Annotated in this window: 10 protein-coding genes and 1 pseudogene; 9 read left to right on the top strand and 2 right to left on the bottom strand. The window is 70.2% G+C overall.

Annotated elements, in window-relative coordinates; translation table 11 throughout:
* Positions 1 to 84 precede the first annotated feature (84 nt).
* The 4 genes and pseudogenes from ABXJ52_RS05075 (at position 85) to ABXJ52_RS05060 (ending at position 5,338) form a co-directional block, all read left to right on the top strand.
* On the top strand, positions 85 to 711 hold the full coding sequence (locus tag ABXJ52_RS05075) for a YigZ family protein (RefSeq protein ID WP_367039549.1): 627 nt from the start codon (positions 85 to 87) through the stop codon (positions 709 to 711).
* Positions 712 to 794: 83 nt separating this feature from the next.
* Positions 795 to 3,161, top strand: a complete 2,367-nt coding sequence (locus tag ABXJ52_RS05070) for an FHA domain-containing protein (protein ID WP_367039547.1) — start codon at positions 795 to 797, stop codon at positions 3,159 to 3,161.
* Between the two features lie 123 nt (positions 3,162 to 3,284).
* Positions 3,285 to 3,755: pseudogene (locus ABXJ52_RS05065) on the top strand (hypothetical protein); the annotation flags it as partial.
* Between the two features lie 560 nt (positions 3,756 to 4,315).
* On the top strand, positions 4,316 to 5,338 hold the full coding sequence (locus ABXJ52_RS05060; protein WP_367039545.1) for a serine/threonine-protein kinase: 1,023 nt from the start codon (positions 4,316 to 4,318) through the stop codon (positions 5,336 to 5,338).
* A gap of 28 nt (positions 5,339 to 5,366) precedes the next feature.
* Here ABXJ52_RS05060 and ABXJ52_RS05055 read toward each other — a convergent pair whose 3' ends face one another.
* Positions 5,367 to 6,644, bottom strand: coding sequence for a streptophobe family protein (locus tag ABXJ52_RS05055; RefSeq protein WP_367039543.1), 1,278 nt, complete (start codon positions 6,642 to 6,644; stop codon positions 5,367 to 5,369).
* A 231-nt stretch (positions 6,645 to 6,875) separates the two neighbouring features.
* Between ABXJ52_RS05055 and ABXJ52_RS05050 the strand changes: the two genes are divergently transcribed.
* The 3 genes from ABXJ52_RS05050 (at position 6,876) to ABXJ52_RS05040 (ending at position 12,493) form a co-directional block, all read left to right on the top strand.
* Positions 6,876 to 8,126, top strand: coding sequence for a DUF6777 domain-containing protein (locus ABXJ52_RS05050; RefSeq protein WP_367039541.1), 1,251 nt, complete (start codon positions 6,876 to 6,878; stop codon positions 8,124 to 8,126).
* A gap of 117 nt (positions 8,127 to 8,243) precedes the next feature.
* Complete coding sequence (locus ABXJ52_RS05045) at positions 8,244 to 9,407, top strand: exonuclease SbcCD subunit D (protein WP_367039539.1); 1,164 nt, start codon at positions 8,244 to 8,246, stop codon at positions 9,405 to 9,407.
* Positions 9,404 to 12,493: an SMC family ATPase gene (locus ABXJ52_RS05040; RefSeq protein WP_367039537.1), complete on the top strand. Its 3,090-nt coding sequence runs from the start codon at positions 9,404 to 9,406 to the stop codon at positions 12,491 to 12,493. The genes ABXJ52_RS05045 and ABXJ52_RS05040 overlap by 4 nt, the downstream gene beginning before the upstream one ends.
* Positions 12,494 to 12,514: 21 nt before the next feature.
* Here ABXJ52_RS05040 and ABXJ52_RS05035 read toward each other — a convergent pair whose 3' ends face one another.
* Positions 12,515 to 12,775, bottom strand: a complete 261-nt coding sequence (locus ABXJ52_RS05035) for a hypothetical protein (protein WP_367039535.1) — start codon at positions 12,773 to 12,775, stop codon at positions 12,515 to 12,517.
* 1,427 nt (positions 12,776 to 14,202) lie between these two features.
* On the opposite strand from ABXJ52_RS05035, the gene ABXJ52_RS05030 reads away from it, so the two are divergent.
* Complete coding sequence (locus tag ABXJ52_RS05030) at positions 14,203 to 14,514, top strand: hypothetical protein (RefSeq protein ID WP_367039533.1); 312 nt, start codon at positions 14,203 to 14,205, stop codon at positions 14,512 to 14,514.
* 7 nt (positions 14,515 to 14,521) lie between these two features.
* Positions 14,522 to 19,060 (top strand): DUF6531 domain-containing protein, encoded by a 4,539-nt coding sequence (locus ABXJ52_RS05025; protein ID WP_367039531.1) that lies wholly within the window; start codon positions 14,522 to 14,524, stop codon positions 19,058 to 19,060.
* The last annotated feature ends 1,688 nt before the right edge of the window (positions 19,061 to 20,748 follow it).

The raw sequence follows: 20,748 nt of genomic DNA, 5'->3' as shown, positions 1-20,748 counted from the left end.
ACTTGGCGTACGCGATTCGAGGGTGACGTCACAACGGGTCACCGTACCGGGGTTGCGCCCCGGGCGGGGGCCTACCCTGGCGGGATGCACGACGAGTACCGCACAGTGGCCCGCGAGGCCGTGCACGAGACCGAGATCAACCGCTCGCGCTTCCTGTGCGCCCTCGCGCCCGCCGCCACGGAGGAGGAGGCGCAGGACTTCGTCGCGCGCATCCGCAAGGAGCACCCGTCCGCTTCGCACAACTGCTTCGCGTACGTCATCGGGGCCGACGCCGGGGTGCAGAAGGCGAGCGACGACGGTGAGCCCGGTGGCACCGCCGGTGTGCCGATGCTCCAGATGCTGCTGCGCCGCGACATGCGGTACGTCGTCGCCGTCGTGACCCGCTACTACGGCGGGGTGAAGCTCGGCGCGGGCGGTCTGATCAGGGCCTACGGAGGAGCGGTCGGCGTGGCGCTCGACGCGGTCGGGACGCTGACCCGCAGGCGCTTCAGACTGGCCACCGTCACGGTCGACCACCAGCGCGCGGGCAAGATCCAGAACGATCTGCGGTCGGCGGGGCGCGAAGTGCGTGACGTGCGCTACGGCGACGCGGTGACCATCGAGATCGGGCTGCCCGACGCCGACGTCGAGGCCTTCACGGCCTGGCTGGCGGACGCGACCGCCGGCAGCGCCGTGTTCGAGCTCGGGGGAGAGGCGTACGGGGACGCCTGACGCCGGGCGGGTGCGGAGGCGCCTGACGCCGGGCGGGTGCCCGAGCCCAGGCGTGGATGCGTGCGAATGGGTAGAATTCGGGCATGGGAGAGCGGCCTGTGGCGCCGACTGCGCCCGAACTCGTCATAGAGACCGATACCGGCTCCACGGTGATGAGTCCGAGCCGGGACTATCACGTCGGGCGCGATCCGTTGAGCGACATCGTCATCGACGATGCCCGGGTCTCCTGGCACCACGCAGTCCTGCACGTCGAGCTCGACCACTGGACGATCGAGGACGAGCACAGCACCAACGGCACGTACGCCGACGGGCAGCGCGTCCAGGAGTGGGGCGTCGGACCGGGCAGTGTCCTGCGCTTCGGGAACGTCACGGACGGCCCCCGCGCGGTGCTCGTCGGCCATGAGCCGCCCTCGCCCGCGGCGCCGGCCGCTCCCGAGCGTCCCTCAGCCGTTCGCACCCCGTCGGCCACCGGTACCTTCCGGCAGCCGACGACCGTGCGCCCGCTGCCCGCCCGTACGGTCCGCATCGGACGCGCCGCCGACAACGACCTGGTCATCGACGATCTGGTCGTCTCGCGCCGCCACGCGGAGCTGCGGGTTCTCGCGGACGGCACGTACGAGATCGTCGACCTCGGCAGCCACAACGGCACCTACCTCAACGGCCAGCCGGTCGGTCGCGCCCCGGTCGCACCCGGGGACATCGTCGGCGTCGGCCACCGCGCGTACTGCCTCGTCGGCGACGAACTCCAGGAGTACGTCGACACCGGCGAGGTCTCGCTCGACGTCCAGGAACTGACGGTGGCCGTCGACCGGGGCCGCAAGACGCTCCTCGACAAGATCACCTTCCCCGTGGGGGAGAAGTGCCTGCTCGCCGTGGTGGGCCCCAGCGGCGCGGGCAAGTCCACGCTCCTGAACGCCCTCACCGGCCTGCGTCCCGCCGACGACGGCACGGTCCTGTACGACGGCCGCGACCTCTACCGCGACTACGCCGAGCTGCGGCAGCGCATCGGCCTCGTGCCGCAGGACGACATCCTGCACGCGCAGCTCACCGTGCGCCGCGCCCTCGGATACGCCGCCGAACTGCGCTTCCCCCAGGACACCGAGAAGGCGGAACGCCGGGCCAGGGTCGACGAGGTCATTCGCGAACTCGGCCTCGAGCAGCGCGTCGACCAGCCCATCCACAGCCTCTCCGGCGGTCAGCGCAAGCGGGTGAGCGTCGCACTCGAACTCCTCACCAAGCCGTCCCTGCTCTTCCTCGACGAGCCGACGTCCGGGCTCGACCCCGGTATGGACCGCTCCGTGATGCACATGCTGCGCGGTCTGGCCGACGACGGCCGTACGGTCATCGTCGTCACGCACAGCGTCCTGAGCCTCGACGGTTGCGACCGGCTCCTCGTGCTCGCCGCGGGCGGCAGGATCGCCTACTACGGGCCTCCCCAGGACGCGCTCCCGTTCTTCGGCTTCGAGGAGTGGCCCGAGGCGTTCGAGGCCTTCGAGGGTGACCGCGACCGGGACTGGGCCGGGGAGTACCGGCGTTCGCCCTTCCACCAGCAGTACATCGTCAACTCCTCGGCGCAGCCGCCGCTGCCGCAGGGGGGCGGGGGCCCGGTCGCGGCCTTCGAGCCACCGCCCAAGGCGCAGAGCTGGGGGTCTCAACTGTGGACGCTGGTGCGGCGGTACGCGGCCGCGCTCGCCGCCGACCGGACGTTCCTGGCCATCATGATCGCGCTGCCGTTCGTGATGGGCGCGATGGCGCGTGCGCTGTCCGGGAGCAAGCTGACGCAGGAGACGGCGATGAACGCGCTGTTGATCCTCTGCGTGGGCGGTGTCCTGACCGGCGCGGCCAACGCCGTGCGGGAACTGGTCAAGGAGCGTGTCATCTACCGCCGCGAGCGGGCCGTCGGACTCTCCAGATCGGCGTACCTGATGTCCAAGGTCGTCGTCCTGGGAACGATCACCATCCTGCAGGCCGTCGTGCTGACCCTGGTGGCGCTGCTCGGCGTGGACCTGAACGCGCCGGGTGGCAAGGGAGTGCTGCTGCCGCCCCTGGTCGAGATCACGGTGGCGGTGGCGATGCTGGCGTTCACGGCGATGATGCTGGGGCTCCTCGTGTCCGCTCTGGTGCGCAAGGAGGAAGTGACGATGCCGCTGCTCGTGCTGCTGGCCATCGTCCAGGTGGTGTTCTGCGGGGCGCTCCTGAAACTCCACGGGGTGCCAGGGGTGGAGCAGCTGGCGTGGCTCGTGCCCTCCCGGTGGGCGCTGGGCGCGATGGCGGGCACGATCGGCCTCGGCAGGATCGTGCCGGGGGAGCTGACCGCCGATCCGCTGTTCCGTCACTCCGCGGGGATCTGGCTGCTCAACATGGGGATGTTGCTGGCCCTCTCCGTCGTCTTCGGATACGTGGTCGCGAGGCTGCTGAGACGGCATGAACCGGCGGTGATGCGGAAGTAGCGGCGGGCGCGGGGACGCGGGGCGCGGGGGCGCGAGGTGCGGGGGGCGCGGAAGACCAGGAGCAAGCGGAAGACCAGGAGCAAGAAGGCAGAGGATCTGGAGCTGGAGATCGGGAGAGACGAGATGACCACTGCGGCGGACTTCCGCCCCACCCATGTCGTTCCCCGGGACGGGCTGCCCGCCTGGGAGGCGCCGGACGTGAACCGCCCGACGGCGCCGCTGGACGCGCTGCTGCCGGTGCAGCTGGTCGACAGGCTCGGCGACTGGGCCCGCATCGTCTGCGCGAACGACTGGTCGGCCTGGGTCGACGGCCGCCTCCTGATCGCCGTACCCCCCGACCCGCCGGCCGCGGGGCACCCCCTGACCCGCACGGCGGACCCGGCCCCGCTCCTGGCGAGGACCGAGGAGGCACTGAGCCGCTACCGCCGGGCGACCGAGGAACTGGCGTCCGGCGCCCTCGACGGCGAGACCTTCCGAAGCCGGACGCGCGGACAGCGGGTCGGCGTGGTCGTGGACGGCGAGTCGATGTGGCTCTACGACGCCGACCACGAACGCTGGGTCCACTGCGACGGGGCCCGCCTGAGCACGTACGCCACGGGGGAGGGCCCGAGCGCCGAGGGCGGGCCGCCTCCGGAGCCGGAGCCGAAGCAGGCGGCGGGCGCCTCCGCCTCCGCCGCCGCGGGCAGCGGGCCGGTGGACGGGCCGGGGCCCGCGGAGCCGACGCAGGTGGTCGAGGCCACCCAGGCTCCGGCTGGGGGCGGTGTCGAGCCTGCCCGCCGGGTACGGGATGTGAGCAGCGGCGATACGGATTCTGGTCGCGCGGTGAGTCCGTCGGAGCCGACGCGCGTTGTCGAAGCTGCCCAGGTTGAGGGTGATGAGGAGCTCGCGCGCTGGGTGCGGGACGTGGGCGGCGGCAGCGATGCGGGTTCTCGGGGCGCGTCGAGTGGGCCTGAGCCGACGCAGGTGGTCGAAGCCGGGGCCGGCGTGGGTCGGGGTCCGGGCAGTGAAGGGTTCGGGCCCGCTGCGTACCGCCAAGAAGAAGGCCCCCGCCGCGAAGACTCCCCCGCCCCCGATTCGTACCCCGAAGAAGCCACCCGGCGTATCCCGCCCGTCACGGGTGATCGCGGGGCCGCCGCTTCGGGGCGGGGTTCGTGATGGGGGTGTCGGGGGCCAGTAGTCATGCCGGGCGGCCCTCCGAGCTGGTGGGGGCGCAGATCGCGGGGTATCGCGTCGAGAGCGAGATCGGGCGTGGGGGCATGGCTGTCGTCTACCGCGCCAAGGACCTGCGGCTCGACCGGACCGTCGCCCTGAAGCTGCTCGCCCCCGAGCTCGCACGCAACGACACCTTCCGGCAGCGCTTCACGCACGAGTCACGCGTCGCCGCCGCGATCGAGCATCCGCACATCGTGCCGGTCTTCGAGGCGGGCGAGACGGACGGCGTGCTCTACATCGCCATGCGGTACGTCCCCGGGCTCGACCTGCGGCATCTGCTCGACGGCTCGGGCCCCCTCCCCGTCGGGACGGCCCTCCGCATCGCCGCCCAGGTCGCCTCCGCGCTCGACGCGGCCCACGACCACGGCCTGGTCCACCGCGACGTCAAACCCGGCAACATCCTCGTGGCCAAGGGCACCGACAGCGACCACCCGGAGCACGTCTACCTCACGGACTTCGGTCTGACGAAGAAATCGCTGTCACTGACCGGCTTCACGACGGTCGGCCAGTTCGTCGGGACCCTCGACTACGTGGCGCCGGAGCAGATCTCGGGCCGCCCCGTGGACGGCCGGTGCGACGTCTACAGCCTTGCCTGCGTCGTCCACGAGACCATGGCGGGCGGGCCGCCCTTCCAGCGCGACGACGACATGGCGCTGCTCTGGGCCCACCAGTACGACCAGCCGCCCCCGCTGACGGACAAACGCCCCGACGCACCCGCGGCCCTGGACGGAGTTCTCGCGAAGGCGCTGGCCAAGCGCCCCGAGGAACGGTACGGCTCCTGCCTCGAATTCGTGGCCGCACTGCGCACCGCGGCCACGGGAAGCGCGGCGGGGCACACCCCCACGCGGGTGGACCTGCGGGTCGCGGGAGCCCCCGCGGACCCGAAAGCCCCCGCGGACCCGGGGGCGCCTCCGGACCCGCCGGACTGGGCGCGGCCGGTCTTCCGGCGGCTAGGAGGGGGCTAGGAGGGGGAGGGGGGCAAGGAGGGGGAGGCTAGGACGGTGAGGAACCGTCCTGCCGCACCTCACCGCGGCGGTGGACCGGACGCGCGAGCAAGCCGCCGATGAAGCCGGCGACCAGACCCCAGGCCACGGCGAGGATCAGCGCCATCCCCAGTTGCGGATGCAGCTTCACCAGGCCGGACAGGCCGCCGCCCAGATCCCCGATGCCCAGGAGCGAGAGGCCGTAATGGGCGGAGACGCGGGCGAGCAGACTGACGGCGAGCACGGTGAGGGTCAGCGCCACCGCCATGTGCACGGCGTGCTGCCAGGCCCGCATCCGGGCCGGTGAGCGAGCCGCCATCAGGAACGCGGCCCCCAGGACCAGGACCGCCGCCACGACGAGCAGCCACCACACCCGGCCGTCGTAGTCGGAGAGCGTCCGCAGACTGAGCGTGGAGTCCTCCGGGGTACGCAGTACGTCGTCGAGGACCTTCGGCATGGGCAGGCCGAACGGCCCGTCCACGCGGCCCTCCCAGGACGCGCCGAGCCCGATGGTGAAGGCGAGCCAGACGAGGTTGGGCAGCCCGAGCAGCAGCACCGCGAGCGTCTGCGCCGCATGCCCCTTGGTCACTGCCACGACCACGCCGACGACGAACCCCAGGACGACGTACGCGAGCAGCAGAACCACCATGGCGTGGGCCGCCGGACGCACCGACTCCTGGAAGCGCACCAGGCGGCCCGGCAGCGGCGCCCCACGCGAGACCAGCAGCGCCACGGCGAGGACACCCGCCAGCCACAGCAGCCCGAAGAGGATGGTCAGCGGGACGTCGGTCTCGAAGCCGACCCTGGGCGTCGCTCCCAGGACGTCACCGATGTCGGACGCGGCCCCTTCCCCGAGCGAGATCGTGAACCGATGGCGGGCCAGCAGGCCGAGGCCGATGAGCAGCAGTACCCACAGCACCGCGAACCGCCCTGCCCAGCCGGCCAGCTCCCTGGTGTCGGCGACAGCCCGGTGCCGCAACGGCCTGAGGAACCCGGCCGCGACCACCAGAGCTCCGGCGAGGGTGACCGAGAGGGGGAGCACGGAGAGCCCCGCGTTCGTCTCGGCGATCGCTCCGGCGTCACCGGAGAGCCCCACGGAGCCGCCGACCGCCATCACTACGACGGCCGCTACGACGCTGGGGAACGCGCCGCCCGGCAGGTCCGCCGCCCCGGCGGCCCACAGGCCGAGCGCGGCGACGACGGCCATGGCCACCAGCGCGGCGAGCACGGCGAGCAAGGCGTGGATCCAGCCGTGGGGCGCCCGACCGGGCGGTTTCTGGTCGCTCACGTTGTCACGCTAAGCAGCGCGGCGGCGCTCCGCCCCTCGGGAGGGCCGACCGCGTCGGCTCGGGGGCCCCGGGGAATCTCGCGTGCCCGGGGGCTCTCGCGCGCTCGCGGGAAGACTGCGCGCTCCCGGGAAGCGGGACACGCAAGCGGGCCACACAATGGGCGCGTAACGGAAGAAAACGTACGCAGTGGTCACCTACGCAGTGGTCACCCAGGCAGGGAAGAAGTGTTCGTGAGCGCCGAACCGCCGTCGTCAGGACGCCCCACAGGACCCCCGTCCGGCCCCCTCTCGGGCCCTTCGCAGCCCGGCGCGACCCAGCCCGGCGCGACCCAGCCCGGCGCGACCGAGGCCGGTTCGACGGGTTCGACGCCACCGCCCGGCGGGGACCGCGCCTCGGGCCCGCCGAGTGGCCCACCCGGTCCGCCCGACCGCCCCGGTCCGCCCGGCGGGGCGAGCCCGGAACCGGGCCCCGGCAAGGGTCCCGGGCCGGAACGCCCCTGGTGGAAGTCGGCGCCGCGCGTGGCGGCCATCTCTCTGGTGATCGTGGCCGCAGTAGCGCTGACGGTCGTCCTCACGCGGCCCGACGGCACCTCGAAATCCGGCGGCGAGGTCGCCCTCCAGCCCGCGGGCAAGCAGGGGCCCGACCCCTTCACCGAGTCGACGGCCCGGGACGACGCGACGCCGGCCTCACCGAGCGCCCTGCCGAGCTCATCGGCGTCGGCCCACGTGACACGCGGCGTCGACGGCGCGGCCCCCGGCCTCTACGGCGGGACACGCAAGGTGGGCAGCTGCGACGTGGAGAAGCAGGTCGCCGCCCTCAAGAGGGACCCGGCGAAGAACAAGGCCTTCGCGTCCGTCCTCGGCATCGACGCCTCCGCGGTGCCCTCGTACCTGCGCGCGCTCACCCCCGTACAGCTGCGCCTGGACACCCGCGTCACCAACCACGGCTACCGCGACGGCGCGGCCACCGCCTATCAAGCCGTCCTTCAGGCCGGCACCGCCGTGCTCGTCGACGACCGCGGCGTGCCGCGCGTGCGCTGCGCCTGCGGCAATCCGCTGCTGCCGCCCGTCGCGCAGAAGAGCACCCCGAAGCCGACGGGCGACGCGTGGCCCGGCTACAAGTCCTCGAACGTCGTGGTCGTGGCTCCGGCCACCGAGGTCGTGAACACCTTCGTCATGTACGACCCGAAGAGTGGCGACTGGTTCGAACGTGACAAGGGCGACACAGGGGCGGGCGACACGAAGACGCCGCCGCCGGCGAACCTGCCGTCTCCGTCCCCGTCCGTCTCGCCGTCCGATGCGCCGTCATCGGCGTCCCCCGCGTCCCCGTCCCCCGCTGACTCCCCCTCCTCGGGCGAGCCCTCATCGCCGCCCGAGTCGTCCGCGCCGCAGGCGCCTTCCACGGAGCCCGAGCAGGAGCAGTCGCCGGCACCGGAGTCCCCGCAGCCGCCGTCCGCACCGGTGACAGATGGAGGTTCGTGATCGAGCAGGGGCCGACAGGCGCTAGCGTGGTGGGTGCTGTCGGCGAGGCCCGTGCTGGGGCGGTGCGGGATCCGGGGCACAGGAGGGGAGAGCGAGCATGCGGGCCGGAGCGGCGTCTTGAGAATTCTGCACACGTCCGACTGGCATCTGGGGCGGGCGTTCCACCGCGTGAACATGCTCGGCGCCCAGGCCGACTTCGTCGGTCACCTCGTCGCCACCGCGCGTGAGCGCGAGGTGGACGCCGTCGTCGTGTCCGGGGACGTGTACGACAGGGCGGTGCCGCCGCTCGCCGCCGTGGAGCTCTTCGACGACGCCCTGCACCGGCTCGCGGACCTCGGCGTCCCGACGGTGATGATCTCCGGCAACCATGACTCGGCGCGCCGCCTCGGTGTCGGAGCCGGACTCATCGGGCGCGCGGGCATCCACCTGCGCACCGCGCCCGCCGCCTGCGCCGACCCGGTGGTCCTGGCCGACGGCCACGGGGACGTGGCGTTCTACGGCCTGCCCTATCTCGAACCGGCCCTGGTCAAGGGCGAGTTCGGCGTGGAGCGGGCCGGACACGAGACGGTGCTCTCCGCCGCCATGGACCGGGTGCGCGCCGACCTTGCCGACCGGACGCCGGGCACCCGCTCCGTCGTCCTCGCCCACGCCTTCGTCACCGGCGGCGAGGCCAGCGACAGCGAGCGGGACATCACCGTCGGCGGGGTGGCCGCCGTGCCGTCCGGCGTCTTCGACGGCGTCGACTACGTGGCGCTCGGCCATCTGCACGGCAGCCAGGCCATCAGCGAGCGTGTGCGCTACTCGGGTTCCCCGCTGCCGTACTCGTTCTCCGAGTCCACGCACCGCAAGAGCATGTGGCTCGTCGACATCGGCGCCGCCGGGGAGATCGAGGCCGAGCGGATCGACTGCCCGGTGCCGCGGCCGCTCGCCCGCATCCGCGGCGACATCGAGACGCTGCTCGCCGACCCGGAGCTCGCGCGGTACGAGGAGGCGTGGGTCGAGGCGACGCTCACCGACCCGGTGCGCCCCGACGACCCCATGGCCCGCCTCTGCGAGCGCTTCCCGCACACCCTCAGCCTCGCCTTCGACCCGGAGCGCACCCCCGAGGACCCGGACGTCTCGTACGCCCAGCGTCTGAAGGGCCGCAGCGACCAGCAGATCGCGGAGGACTTCGTGACCCATGTGCGGGGCGCGGGTCCCGATGTGCGCGAACAGGCGGTGCTGCGCGCGGCGTTCGACACAGTCCGCGGCGACGACACCGAGCGGGAGGTGGCCCGATGAGGCTGCACCGGCTGAGGATCACCGCGTTCGGCCCCTTCGGAACCACCCAGGACATCGACTTCGACGACCTCTCCGCCGCCGGGCTCTTCCTGCTGCACGGGCCGACCGGCGCGGGCAAGACGTCCGTCCTGGACGCCGTCTGCTATGGCCTGTACGGCTCGGTCCCGGGGCCCCGGCAGGGCAGCGGCCAGGGAGTGACGCTGCGCAGCGACCACGCGGGGCCCGGCGTGCGGACCGAGGTGTGCCTCGAACTCACCGTCGCCGAACGCCGGTTGGAGGTCACCCGGCAGCCGCCGTGGGAGCGCCCGAAGAAGCGCGGCACCGGCACGACCACGGAGAAGGCGCAGAGCTGGCTGCGGGAGTACGACGCCGCCGCCGACGGCGGCGCCGAGTGGAAGGACCTCAGCCGCTCCCACCAGGAGATCGGCGAGGAGATCACGCAGCTGCTCGGCATGAGCAAGGAGCAGTTCTGCCAGGTGGTGCTGTTGCCGCAGGGCGACTTCGCGCGCTTCCTGCGGGCCGACGCGGAGGCCCGCGGCAAACTGCTCGGGCGGCTCTTCGACACGCGTAGGTTCGCCGCGGTCGAGCAGCGGCTCGCCGAGCAGCGGCGCGACGCCGAGGGCGCGGTGCGGGAGGGGGACGGGGAGCTCCTCGCCGACGCCCACCGGATGCAGCAGGCCGCCGGGAGCGACCTCGAGGACCTGGAGCACGCGCAGTCGCCGCTGCCCGGTCTGTCGCCCGGCGATCCGGGGCTCGTTGGGTCCGTCCTCGCGTGGGCCGCCGTCGCCCGGACCAACGCCCGCGAACGGCGCACGATCGCCGGGAGCGCCCTCACGGCGGCGGAGTCCACGCAGGCCGCCGCCGGGCGCCGACTGGACGACGTACGCGAACTCGACCGGCTGCAGAGGCGGTTCGCGCAGGCGCAGGAGCGGGCCGGCAGCCTTCAGGAGCGCGCCGAGGAACATGCGGGGTTGCAGACGCGGATGGAGCGCGCCCGCAAGGCCGAGACGGTGGCCCCCGCGCTGGGACTGCGCCGGGCCACCGAGGAGGAGCACCGCCGCGCGAGCGCCGAGGAGGCACGGGCGCGGGGGCGGCTGCCCGCCTCGTTCGCCGACTCCGGCGCGTCGGGGCTCGCCGCCGCCGCGCGCAAGGCCGCGGAGGAACTCGGCGGCCTCGAATCCGCCCGGCGCGCCGAGCGCCGCCTCGCCGAACTCGACACGGAGCGCGCCTCCTTGGAGCGCGAGGAGCGGTCCGACGACGAGCTGCTTCGCGACGCGGCGGGCTGGCTCGACGGCTGGGACGCGACGCGCACCACACTCCAGGAGCGCATCGAGTCCGCCCAGGACGCGGCCACCCGCGCCGAGCAACTGGCGGGCCAACTGGATCCCACACAGGGCAGGTTGGACGCGGCCCGGCGCCGCGACCGCCTGACGCAGGAGGCCGCCGCCGCGTACGAACGTGCCCTCGCGGCCCGTGAGCGTGCCACCGAGGCCCACGAACACTGGCTCACCTTGAAGGAGCAGCGCCTCACCGGGATCGCGGCGGAACTGGCCGCGGGCCTGTCCGACGGCGTCCCCTGCGCGGTGTGCGGCGCCACCGAACACCCCGCGCCCGCGCCGAAGTCGGCGGGCCATGTCGACCGCGCCACGGAGGAGTCGGCGCTCACCGACTACCGGCGGGCGGAGGAGCTGCGCGCGCAGGAGGAACGGCGACTCGGCGAGGTACGGGAATCGCTGGCGGCGGCCGGCGCGGCGGCGCTCGGGTCGTCCGCCGAACCCTCGACGCCCGAGGAATCGGATGCCGCTGCCGCCCCCCAGGGGTCATCGGTCGGGCAACTAACCGCCCTCGTCGATGAGTTGCGAGGCGAACACGCCGAGGCACGCAGCCGGGCATCCGGGCTGCACGCTGCCAGGGAAGCCCTCGCTCAGGCCGAGCGTGAACACGAGCGCAGGGTCGCCGTGCAGCAGGAGGCCGCCGTCCGGGCAGCGTCCCGCGCCACCTTGCGGGACGGCCTCGACCGCGAACAGGCAGCCCTGGGCGTCGAGTTGACGCGTGCGCGAGGAGCAAGCGACAGCGTCGCGGCCCGAGCATCCCAACTGGAGCGGCAGGCCGCGCTCCTGACCGAGGCGTCGGAAGCCGCACGCGTCGCCGACGACACCGCCCAGCGGCTCAAGGACGCCGACGCGCGACTCGCCGACGCCGCCTTCCGCGCCGGATTCGAGACGCCGGGGGCCGCCGCCGACGCTCTGCTCGACGACGCGCGCCACCGCGAGCTCCAGCACCGTATCGACGCGTGGCGGAACGAAGAAGCGGCGGTGCGTTCCCTCCTGGCCGAGCCCGACGCCGCCGCCGCGGCCCAGCAGCCCCAGGCCGACCTCCCGGCCGCCCAGGAAGCCGCCGAGCGGGCCGACCGACGGGTCCGCGCGAGCGCGTCCGCGCTCGACGCGGCCACGCGGCGGTGCGCCGAACTCGACCGGCTCTCCGAACGGTCGGCCGCCGGCGCCCGGCGCCTCGCGCCGCTACGCGCCGAGTACGACCGCGTGGCGCGGCTGGCGGGTCTCGCCGCCGGCACGTCGGCGGACAACGAACGCAAGATGCGCCTGGAGTCCTACGTCCTCGCGGCCCGGCTCGAACAGGTCGCGGCCGCGGCGACCGCACGGCTGCGGCGCATGTCCTCGGGCCGCTACACCCTCGTCCACTCCGACGACCGCACGGGGCGCGGCCGTTCGGGCCTCGGCCTGCACGTGGTCGACGCGTGGACGGGCCGCGAGCGCGACACGTCCACGCTCTCGGGCGGCGAGACCTTCTTCGCCTCGCTCGCCCTGGCGCTCGGCCTCGCGGACGTCGTCACCGACGAGGCGGGGGGCGTAAGGCTCGACACGCTCTTCATCGACGAGGGCTTCGGCAGCCTGGATGACCAGACCCTCGACGAGGTCCTGGACGTCCTGGACTCCCTCCGCGAACGGGACCGCAGCGTCGGCATCGTGAGCCACGTCGCGGACCTGCGACGACGCGTCCACGCGCAGCTCGAAGTGGTCAAGGGGCGGGCCGGATCGGTGGTAAGGCAGAGGGGGACCACCGACTGATCCGCCGGTTGGCTTGAGTGACTACCGCTCCAAGCTCGCGGCATCGCAGAACACCGACAGGCCTGGCCCGTCGTGATCCCGCCGCAGCTCCTCCGGGGAATCCGCTTCGAGTACGCGGTCGACCCACCAGCGGGTCTCTGAGGCGGGCCACGGATCGAAGAAGAACTCCTGTGCGTGCTCCTCGCTGGTGTCGCGGCACACGAACCGGAACCTGATGCGCTGCACGTCGAGCGGACCGAGACGGTGCAGGTAGCGCTGACCGGGCATGTCCGCGAGCCCCACGGTCCGCAGCAGATCCGCGTACAGCAGACCTTGCCGTGTCTCCGCGCCATCGGCCCGAACCGCACCACGCGGTCCCAGACCCGCGACGACTTCCTCTTCACGTCCGCCACCGTCACCACCTCAGCGGGCTGCACCGGACGATGCCGCCTCGGTGCGCTCGACGAGCCACCCGTACTCACGCGTGGCATCCTCCAGCAGCTCTCTGTGGATGTACGTGCCGGCGCCAGCAGATGGTGGCCGACGCCCCCAACTATGTTTGCAGGGAGGGGGGTCGGCGCGCGTCGACGACGTGCGGGGGCGTCGCGGATCGACAGTGAAGCGGGCGCAGGGGTGATCGCGGTGGTCACAAGGTTTCCAAGAACCGGCAAGGAGGTTCTCCGCGGCCGAGAAAGTCGGGGTAGCAGAGCGTCGGCTCGGCGCTCGGAGGCATGGACGAGACAGCAGCGACCCCTACACCCACGCCCCCGGGTACCGAGGTGCTGGGCGTGACGAAAGCACCGCAGGGTTCCCTCTTGATGTTGCCGTCGGTCAGAGTGACGGAACTCGGCTTGTCCGCCACCGGGGTGATGGTCGCCGTGCCCACGGATACGTTGTCCGCCCCCTCAGTACGCCTGCGGCGCCGATCCACGCCGCGGACCCCGGTGCCGAGCCCTTGGTTAGCGCAACGCTGCCGCAGCCCGCGACGCTTCGTGTTTGCATCCGAGCAGCAGTTGGCGGCTCGCCACTGGCGTGCGCGTCTCAGCCAAAGGCCGACCCGCCTTGATCATCACCCGACAGTGGCGGATAGCGTTGTTTCGCTCAAGCTAACTCTCAACTCACCGGAGACAACCGTGACTCGCTCGCCCCGGCTGGTGGCCGCCGCACCCGCGGCCTCCACTGCCCTCCTACCGAGCGCCTGCGGCGGCTCCGACGACGAGGACAAGGACAAGATTGCCGGGAGTGCATGTTCCGCGACCCGTGGTGGGCCAAGAAGGGTGATGACCCCAAGGTTGAGCACGCCATTTCACCCGAGATTCTTGCCGGGCCCGCCCATGACAAGATCCGGGTGCCCGACACTTCTGTGACCATGAAGCCTCAGGGTGCGCGAAGCCAAGGACTTCCGGCATCCGGTGACTGCCCGATCAACGCGGACGGCAGCATCGGTGAACCGCCAAGGGGAAAGCGGACCAGGAGCCGCCGTGCGCGATGGCGTACCTGAGATCCACGTCCGGGGTTGGCTCCTACCAGTTCATGGCTTCCGTCAGTTGGAAGATCTCATGGCATGGCATGGCATGGCATGGCACGGGCGAAGCGAAGGGCGATCTGCCGGACGGCACCTTCGAAACCACCCAGGACGTGAACGTGCAGGAGATCCAGGCCATCAACCGCTGACCGGGGCTGTCGGCACATCACACACAAGACCCAGCTCAAGCCATGGGGGCGGAGACATGTCGGACCTGAAGAAGGATGCGGAATCCCTGCACAAAGCAGCTTCCGCCTTGGGCAAGGTGGATCACCACACCCGCAAACCGTTGCACGACTTCAAGGCCGCATCACATGACATGTCCGCGTTCGGGGTGCTGGGCTCGCTGATGGGTGCCAAGGGTGACATCCAGGACGGCATGGACACGATCGCCAAGCTCACCAAGGGCCTGCACAAGGAGTGGGAGGCCGAGGCCAAGTTCCTGGGGGATGTCTCCGACGCCTTCGACCTGCTGGACATCCTGCTGAGCGCCGCGGCCCGGGCCAAGAAGGGCTGAGCCGTACATGGGCTTCGACATCATCCCCGGCGACATCGACGCCGAAGACCTCAATCCCCTGCACTGGATCAACAAGGCCAATCATGCCTTCGGCGACACCCTCGCCAGCGGCCTGGAGTTCCTCGGTATCACTGATCCGCTCGTCGATCCCGACGGCATCCGCGAGACCGCCAAGCAGTGGCGGGCCTTGGCCAAGGGCCTCGACGCCGCCGCCCACGACGCCAAGTCCGCTCTCCAGGGCGTGGAGTGGGAAGGCGAGGCCGCCAAGGCCCTGCACAAGCGGGCCAAAGCCAGCCGCACACAGGCCACCGATATGGCCGACTCGCTGCGCACCGGCGCGAAGGCACTGGATGACTTCGCCGACGAAGCCCATGAGCTGCTCACTGAGATCGGTGTGATCCTCGCGGAGATCGCCGAGTTCGAGATCGCGGGACTCGCGCTGTCGGTGCTGACCGGCGGCCTTTCGCTCATCGCCTCCAACCTCGCGGCCGGTGCACGGGCCGCGAAGGTAGCGGCGCTGGTCGCCCGGATCGAGAAGTCCGGGACCCGCATGGCCTCGGTCATCCGCACCGTTATGGAGGCGATCCGCAGTCTGGAGCGGGCGCTGAAGGCTCTCGGGGAGATCAAGACGATCGCTAAGGCCGGAAAGCTCGCGGGTGAGGGGATGAAGTTCGCCGCCTTCGACGCCGCCCTGCAGGACTCCGGCGCCTTCAAGGACCCGGCCAAACTAGCGGAGCTGCTGGCCACCGGTGCCGCCTTCGGCATAGGCGCCGGTGCGCTGGGCAAGGCCCTTGGCAAGGGTCTGGGCAAGCTCAAGCCCAGCGAACTCGCCAAGCTCGCCAGAGCGGCGAAACTCGGCACCACCGATCTCTCCAAACTCAAGCTGCGGCCCGGTGAGGCAGAGAAGCTCGCAGCCGCTATCCGCGCGGCGGAGAAGGAATGCAAGCTCGACCCTATCGATGTCGCTACGGGCACCGTGCTGTTGCCGCAGACCGATGTCGAGCTGCCTGCGGTGTTGCCATTGATCCTGGAACGCACGCACCTCTCCTCCTACCGGTGGGGCGGCTGGTTCGGGCACTCGTGGGCCTCCACCCTCGACCAACGCCTCCAGGCCGAGGACGAGACCATCACCTTCGCCGCCCCTGACGGCTCTCGGCTGATCTACCCTCACCCGGCCGCGGACGCCACGGAGCCCGTTTTCCCGGAAGAAGGGCCCGGCCTTCCCCTGTCCTGGGACTCCGAGGTCGACGGCGCACTGCGCATCACCAACCCAGCCACCGGCCTGAGCTATGTCTTCCACAGCCCTCAGCTGACCGCGGACGACGAGGCTGTTGACCTTCCCCTTCAGTTCATCGTCTCTCGTTTCGGGCAGCGGATCACGATTCATTACGACGGGCATGGCGCCCCTGTGGAGGTCGCCCATTCCGCCGGCTACCGCATCGCGCTCGACCGTGACGACGCCCTGCCCCGCATCACTGCTCTCCGATTGCTCAGTCCAGAGCGTCTCGGTGGGCGTGGCACAGTGCTGGTCTCCTACTGCTACGACGAAGACGGCAACTTGTCCGAGGTGCGCAACTCATCGGGCGCGCCAATGTGCTTCACCTACGACAGCGCAGGCCGGATCACCTCGTGGACGGACCGGAACGGCAACGCCTACACCTACACCTACGACGCCCTCGGCCGGGTGGTGCGTACGGAGGGCAGCGGCGGCTACCTGTCGGGGACACTGCACTACGAGGAAGCGACCCGCACCACGACAGTCACCAACGCTCTGGGCCACCCTGCGAAGTTCGAACACAACGAGGCATACCGACTGGTCCGGCAGACCGATGCCCTGGGCAACACCACTCAATACGAGTGGGATGCTGCTGGACGACTGACCGCGACCACCGACCCGTTGGGTCACACGACTCGGACGCGGTTCAACGGGATCGACCAAGTGGTCTCCGTCATCGGGCCGGATGGCCGAGAGACCACGTGCGAGTACAACGAGAATGGCCTTCCGGCGCTCATCACTGGCCCGGATGGAAACACATGGCGCCAGGAGTACGACGCGCACGGCAACCGCACGGCAGTCACTGATCCCACCGGGTCCACCACGCGTTACACCTACAACTCGTCAGGTCAATTGACCTCGTTGACCGATGCCCTTGGCAGCGTCAGCTCGATTCGGTACGACGAGGCGGGCCTGCCCGTTGCGATCACGGATCCGCTGCGGGCCGTGACCTCGTACGCGTACGACAGCATGGGCCGACGCTCGACCGTCACGGACGCAGCAGGTAACCGCACGCTCCTGGAGTGGACTGTGGAAGGCCACCTGGCGCGTCGCATAAGCCCCGACGGAACGGGCGAGACGTACACCTATGACGACGAGGGCAACCGGATCGCGCAGACGGATCCGATCGGCGGCGTCACACACTTCGAGTACGGAGACTTCGACCTACTGGCGGCCCGTACCGATCCCGACGGAGCACGGTTCACGTTCACGCACGATGCCGAACTGCGACTGACTCAGGTAACGAACCCTCAGGGCTGCACGTGGAACTATGAGTACGACTGTGCCGGGCGCTTGATCTCGGAGACGGATTTCGACGGCCGCACCCTCAGCTACGCCTACGACGCCGCAGGACGTTTCGTGTCCAGGACTACGCCGCTCGGCCAGACGATCACTCACGAACTTGATTCCGCAGGCCGGATCGTCGGTAAGGACGTCGACGGCGAGCGCACTGTATACACCTACAACACCGCCGGGCAGCTCACTGCCGCGACGACCCCGTTCTCGTCGCTCGCATGGCAACTCGACTCCTTGGGCCGTGTCCTGGCCGAGACAACCGACGGGAACACCACCCGATACACCTACGACGCCCTGGGGCAGCGGTCCAGCCGCAGCACGCCCAGCGGCGTCGTCACCCGCATCGCGCGCAACGCGGCAGGAAGCCCCACGGAACTGGCTCTGGCCGGTCACGCTCTCTCCTTCACCCGCGACAGCCTCGACCGGGAAACCCGTCGGGTCTTTGGATCACCCGCAGCCCCTGTGGCGCTCAGCCGTGCCTTCGACAGCGCCGGCCGCCCGACCATGCAGCAGGTGGCTTCCCAAGGACAGCCACTGCGGTCCCGCGCCTACGCCTACCGCGCCGACAGCGTCCTCACCATGATCACCGATCAACTCAGCGGCGAACAACGCACCATTTCCCTTGACCCGATCGGCAGGCCCCTCACAGTCACCGCGGAGGGCTGGAACGAGTCGTATACCTACGACACGGCAGGCAACCAAACCAGCGCACAGTGGCCCGATACGGCACCCCACACCGAGGCCCGCGGTGAACGCTCCTATACCGGCACCCGAATACGCACCGCCGGTGACGTTCGCTACGAATACGACGCAGCCGGTCGCATGATTCTGCGCCAGAAGACACGCCTGTCCAGCAAGCCCGACACTTGGCGCTACGAGTACGACGCCGAGGATCACCTCATCACCTGCATCACCCCCGACGGCACGACTTGGCGCTACCACTACGACGCACTCGGCCGCCGCACTGCCAAACACCGCATGGCACCCGATGGCGAAACGATCCAGCAGGCCATTCGCTTCACCTGGGACGGCACAAATCTCGCCGAACAGACCGAGAGCGCCACGGGCGTCATCACCACGTGGGAGTACCACGACGAATTCCCCCTGGCCCAGCTCGAACGTCGCGCCGTCGGGGAGGAGCTGACGCAGGCCGAGGTCGACGTCCGCTTCTTCGCCATCGTCACCGATCTGGTCGGAACGCCAACGGAACTCGTCGACGAACACGGCAACATCGCCTGGCAGTCACGCACCACCTTGTGGGGCACCACCACCTGGAACCGCGACGCCTCCGCCTACACACCTCTGCGCTTCCCCGGCCAGTACGCCGATCACGAGACCGGCCTGCACTACAACTTCCTCCGCCACTACGACCCCGACACGGCCCGGTTCACCAGTCCCGACCCCCTCGGCCTCGACCCTGCCCCCAACCCTGTCACCTACCCGCACAACCCCCACACCTGGAGCGACCCGCTCGGACTCGTCCCAAAGGCGTGTCTGGACATGGACGCCTACCTGTGGGACGGCAGCGTCAGATTTGGCAAACTGGACGACCTCGGACGCCCCACCGGAGCCTGGGCGGCACTCCGCAAGGACAATATGAAGGGTGGCAGCGGGGCGGCGTCCAACATCTGGCCGCCCGGATGGCGCGGGGAAGGCCGCCTCTTCAACGAGGCACGTGGTCACCTGCTGGCCAGAAAGCTCGGCGGGCCGGGTTCGGGCGAGAACGGCTACCGAAACCTGGTCACATTGACGCAGAACCCAGTGAACACCCCGGTCATGCGCGGAATCGAGAAGGAGGTGTACAGGGTGGTGTCGAAGGGAGAAAACGTTCAGTACTCAGTCGTGCCCGTCTACCAGGGAACAAACCCCATACCCATCAGGCTCAATATCTCGGCGCACGGCGACCGCGGATTCTCTCTTAACCGGCCGCTGGAAAACCCGGCCGCCGGCGTACGAATCCCTGTCCCCAGGTAGACCGACTGCAATGCGAGGCAAGCAATGACCCGGACCACCCCACCACGACCTGTGGACATCGAAGCAGTATTCCCTGAACTGAGCTCCCACCGACGGGACTGCACTCGTCTTCACCCTCGCCCCGGCAGCCCCAAGCCCACCGAAAGTTCAGTGGGCGGCCCGTTTCTGTGGCCTGCAGCCGAACCGTGGCCAGCCTGCCGGGAGCCGCATGCGCGGGATCGCGGCCGAAAGGTGGAAGACGTTCATGAGTGGCGCCGCATCCTGGCGGCGGCGTGGCGCAGGTCTCCGAGCAGCGGGCCGACCCCGGAAGAGCTGCAGCGTCTGTCCGCGCTAGAGCAAGAGCATTCTGTCTCAGAGGGCACCAATACCGATCCTGTCCCGCTACTGCCCCTGGCGCAGTTCTTCGCTCAGGACGTTCCGGGCCTTCCCGCACCTGAGGGAGCCGATCTGCTTCAAGTCCTGTGGTGCCCGTTCAGCGCGCACGGCGATCTGGCGACCCCAGGCGTCCACATCGAGTGGCGTAACTCCTCAGAAGTCGGCGAACTCCTGACGCAACCCCCGCTCCCTGCGGTGGTCGGTGACGACGAATATGTGCCCGAACCCTGCGTTCTGCACCCGGAGCATGTCACGGAGCATGAATACATCGGGCTACTGGACCCCGGTCTGCAGGAGCGGATCTACGGATGGGAGGACGGGCAAACGGAGAGTGACGACTTCGAGGGTGCGGAGCCGCCTCGCTATCAGACCGACCTATCCACGGCACCAGGGTGGAAGATCGGAGGATATGCGACCTGGGAGACAAGCGACCCATACGAGGTCGTGTGCGACTGCGGCACGCCAATGAGCCCGCTACTGACCATCGCCAGCACCGAGTGGGAAGACGAGACCATGAGTTGGACACCGATGGAGGACCGCCACCTCGCGGAGGATCTCGAGGCGAACGCCCCCACACGTGTCACTGTGGGCAGAGACGGCTCCCTGAGTATCTTCATCTGTCCCTCGAATCCCACGCACGCGCACCAAACCACCCTGCAGTGATCAACGGGACATCCCGCTGACACATGGGCCGTGCCCATAGTCGTACGCTGCCTCAGCGTGATGGCCGGGGGCGGGCTGTGCAGTGAGGGCTGTCCGCTCCTGTTCCGTTCAGGGCAGTTCCGCATAGGCGTGGGTGGTCTGCTGTCCGATTCCGGGACGGCAGTCACACCTCACGGGAAGGCCCCGCCCCTCGACGTCCTGTGGGGGAACCGACCCAAACCAATGGATGGTTGGGCGTCCGCGCGGGCCTCCGCTCTGCTTCGGAAGGTGATCAACCGTGGGGAGATCGAGTGCCGTCCATAGCACGCCAAAACTTGAACACCACCCTGGCCGACGTTGAGACCTTGACCAACACCGGAAGAGGTATACCGAATGGACCCGCTGTGCGGGCCTTGTCGATCCTCCTGTGTACCGCCTGGGAAACGTACGTCGAGGATGTGATCCAGAGCGGCACGCGCAGTCGTCTCGCGAGATGAACCACAATCCTGCAAAGTTTCACTACCGCATGGAGGCGTGGGATTGGAACTCGTCACTGACACACGGACTGTCGGCACCACAAGCAGCGAGTCCCTCTTGGGGGTGAAGTGATGAGAGTGGAAGTTCTGCAGGTCCTGGCCGTTCGCAAGGGATCGTGCGCTTCAGGAGTGAGA

Source organism: Streptomyces sp. Je 1-332 (genome assembly GCF_040730185.1).
Lineage (GTDB): Bacteria > Actinomycetota > Actinomycetes > Streptomycetales > Streptomycetaceae > Streptomyces.
Note: the sequence above shows the minus strand (reverse complement) of the source record. Positions and strands in the feature narration are given on the sequence as shown.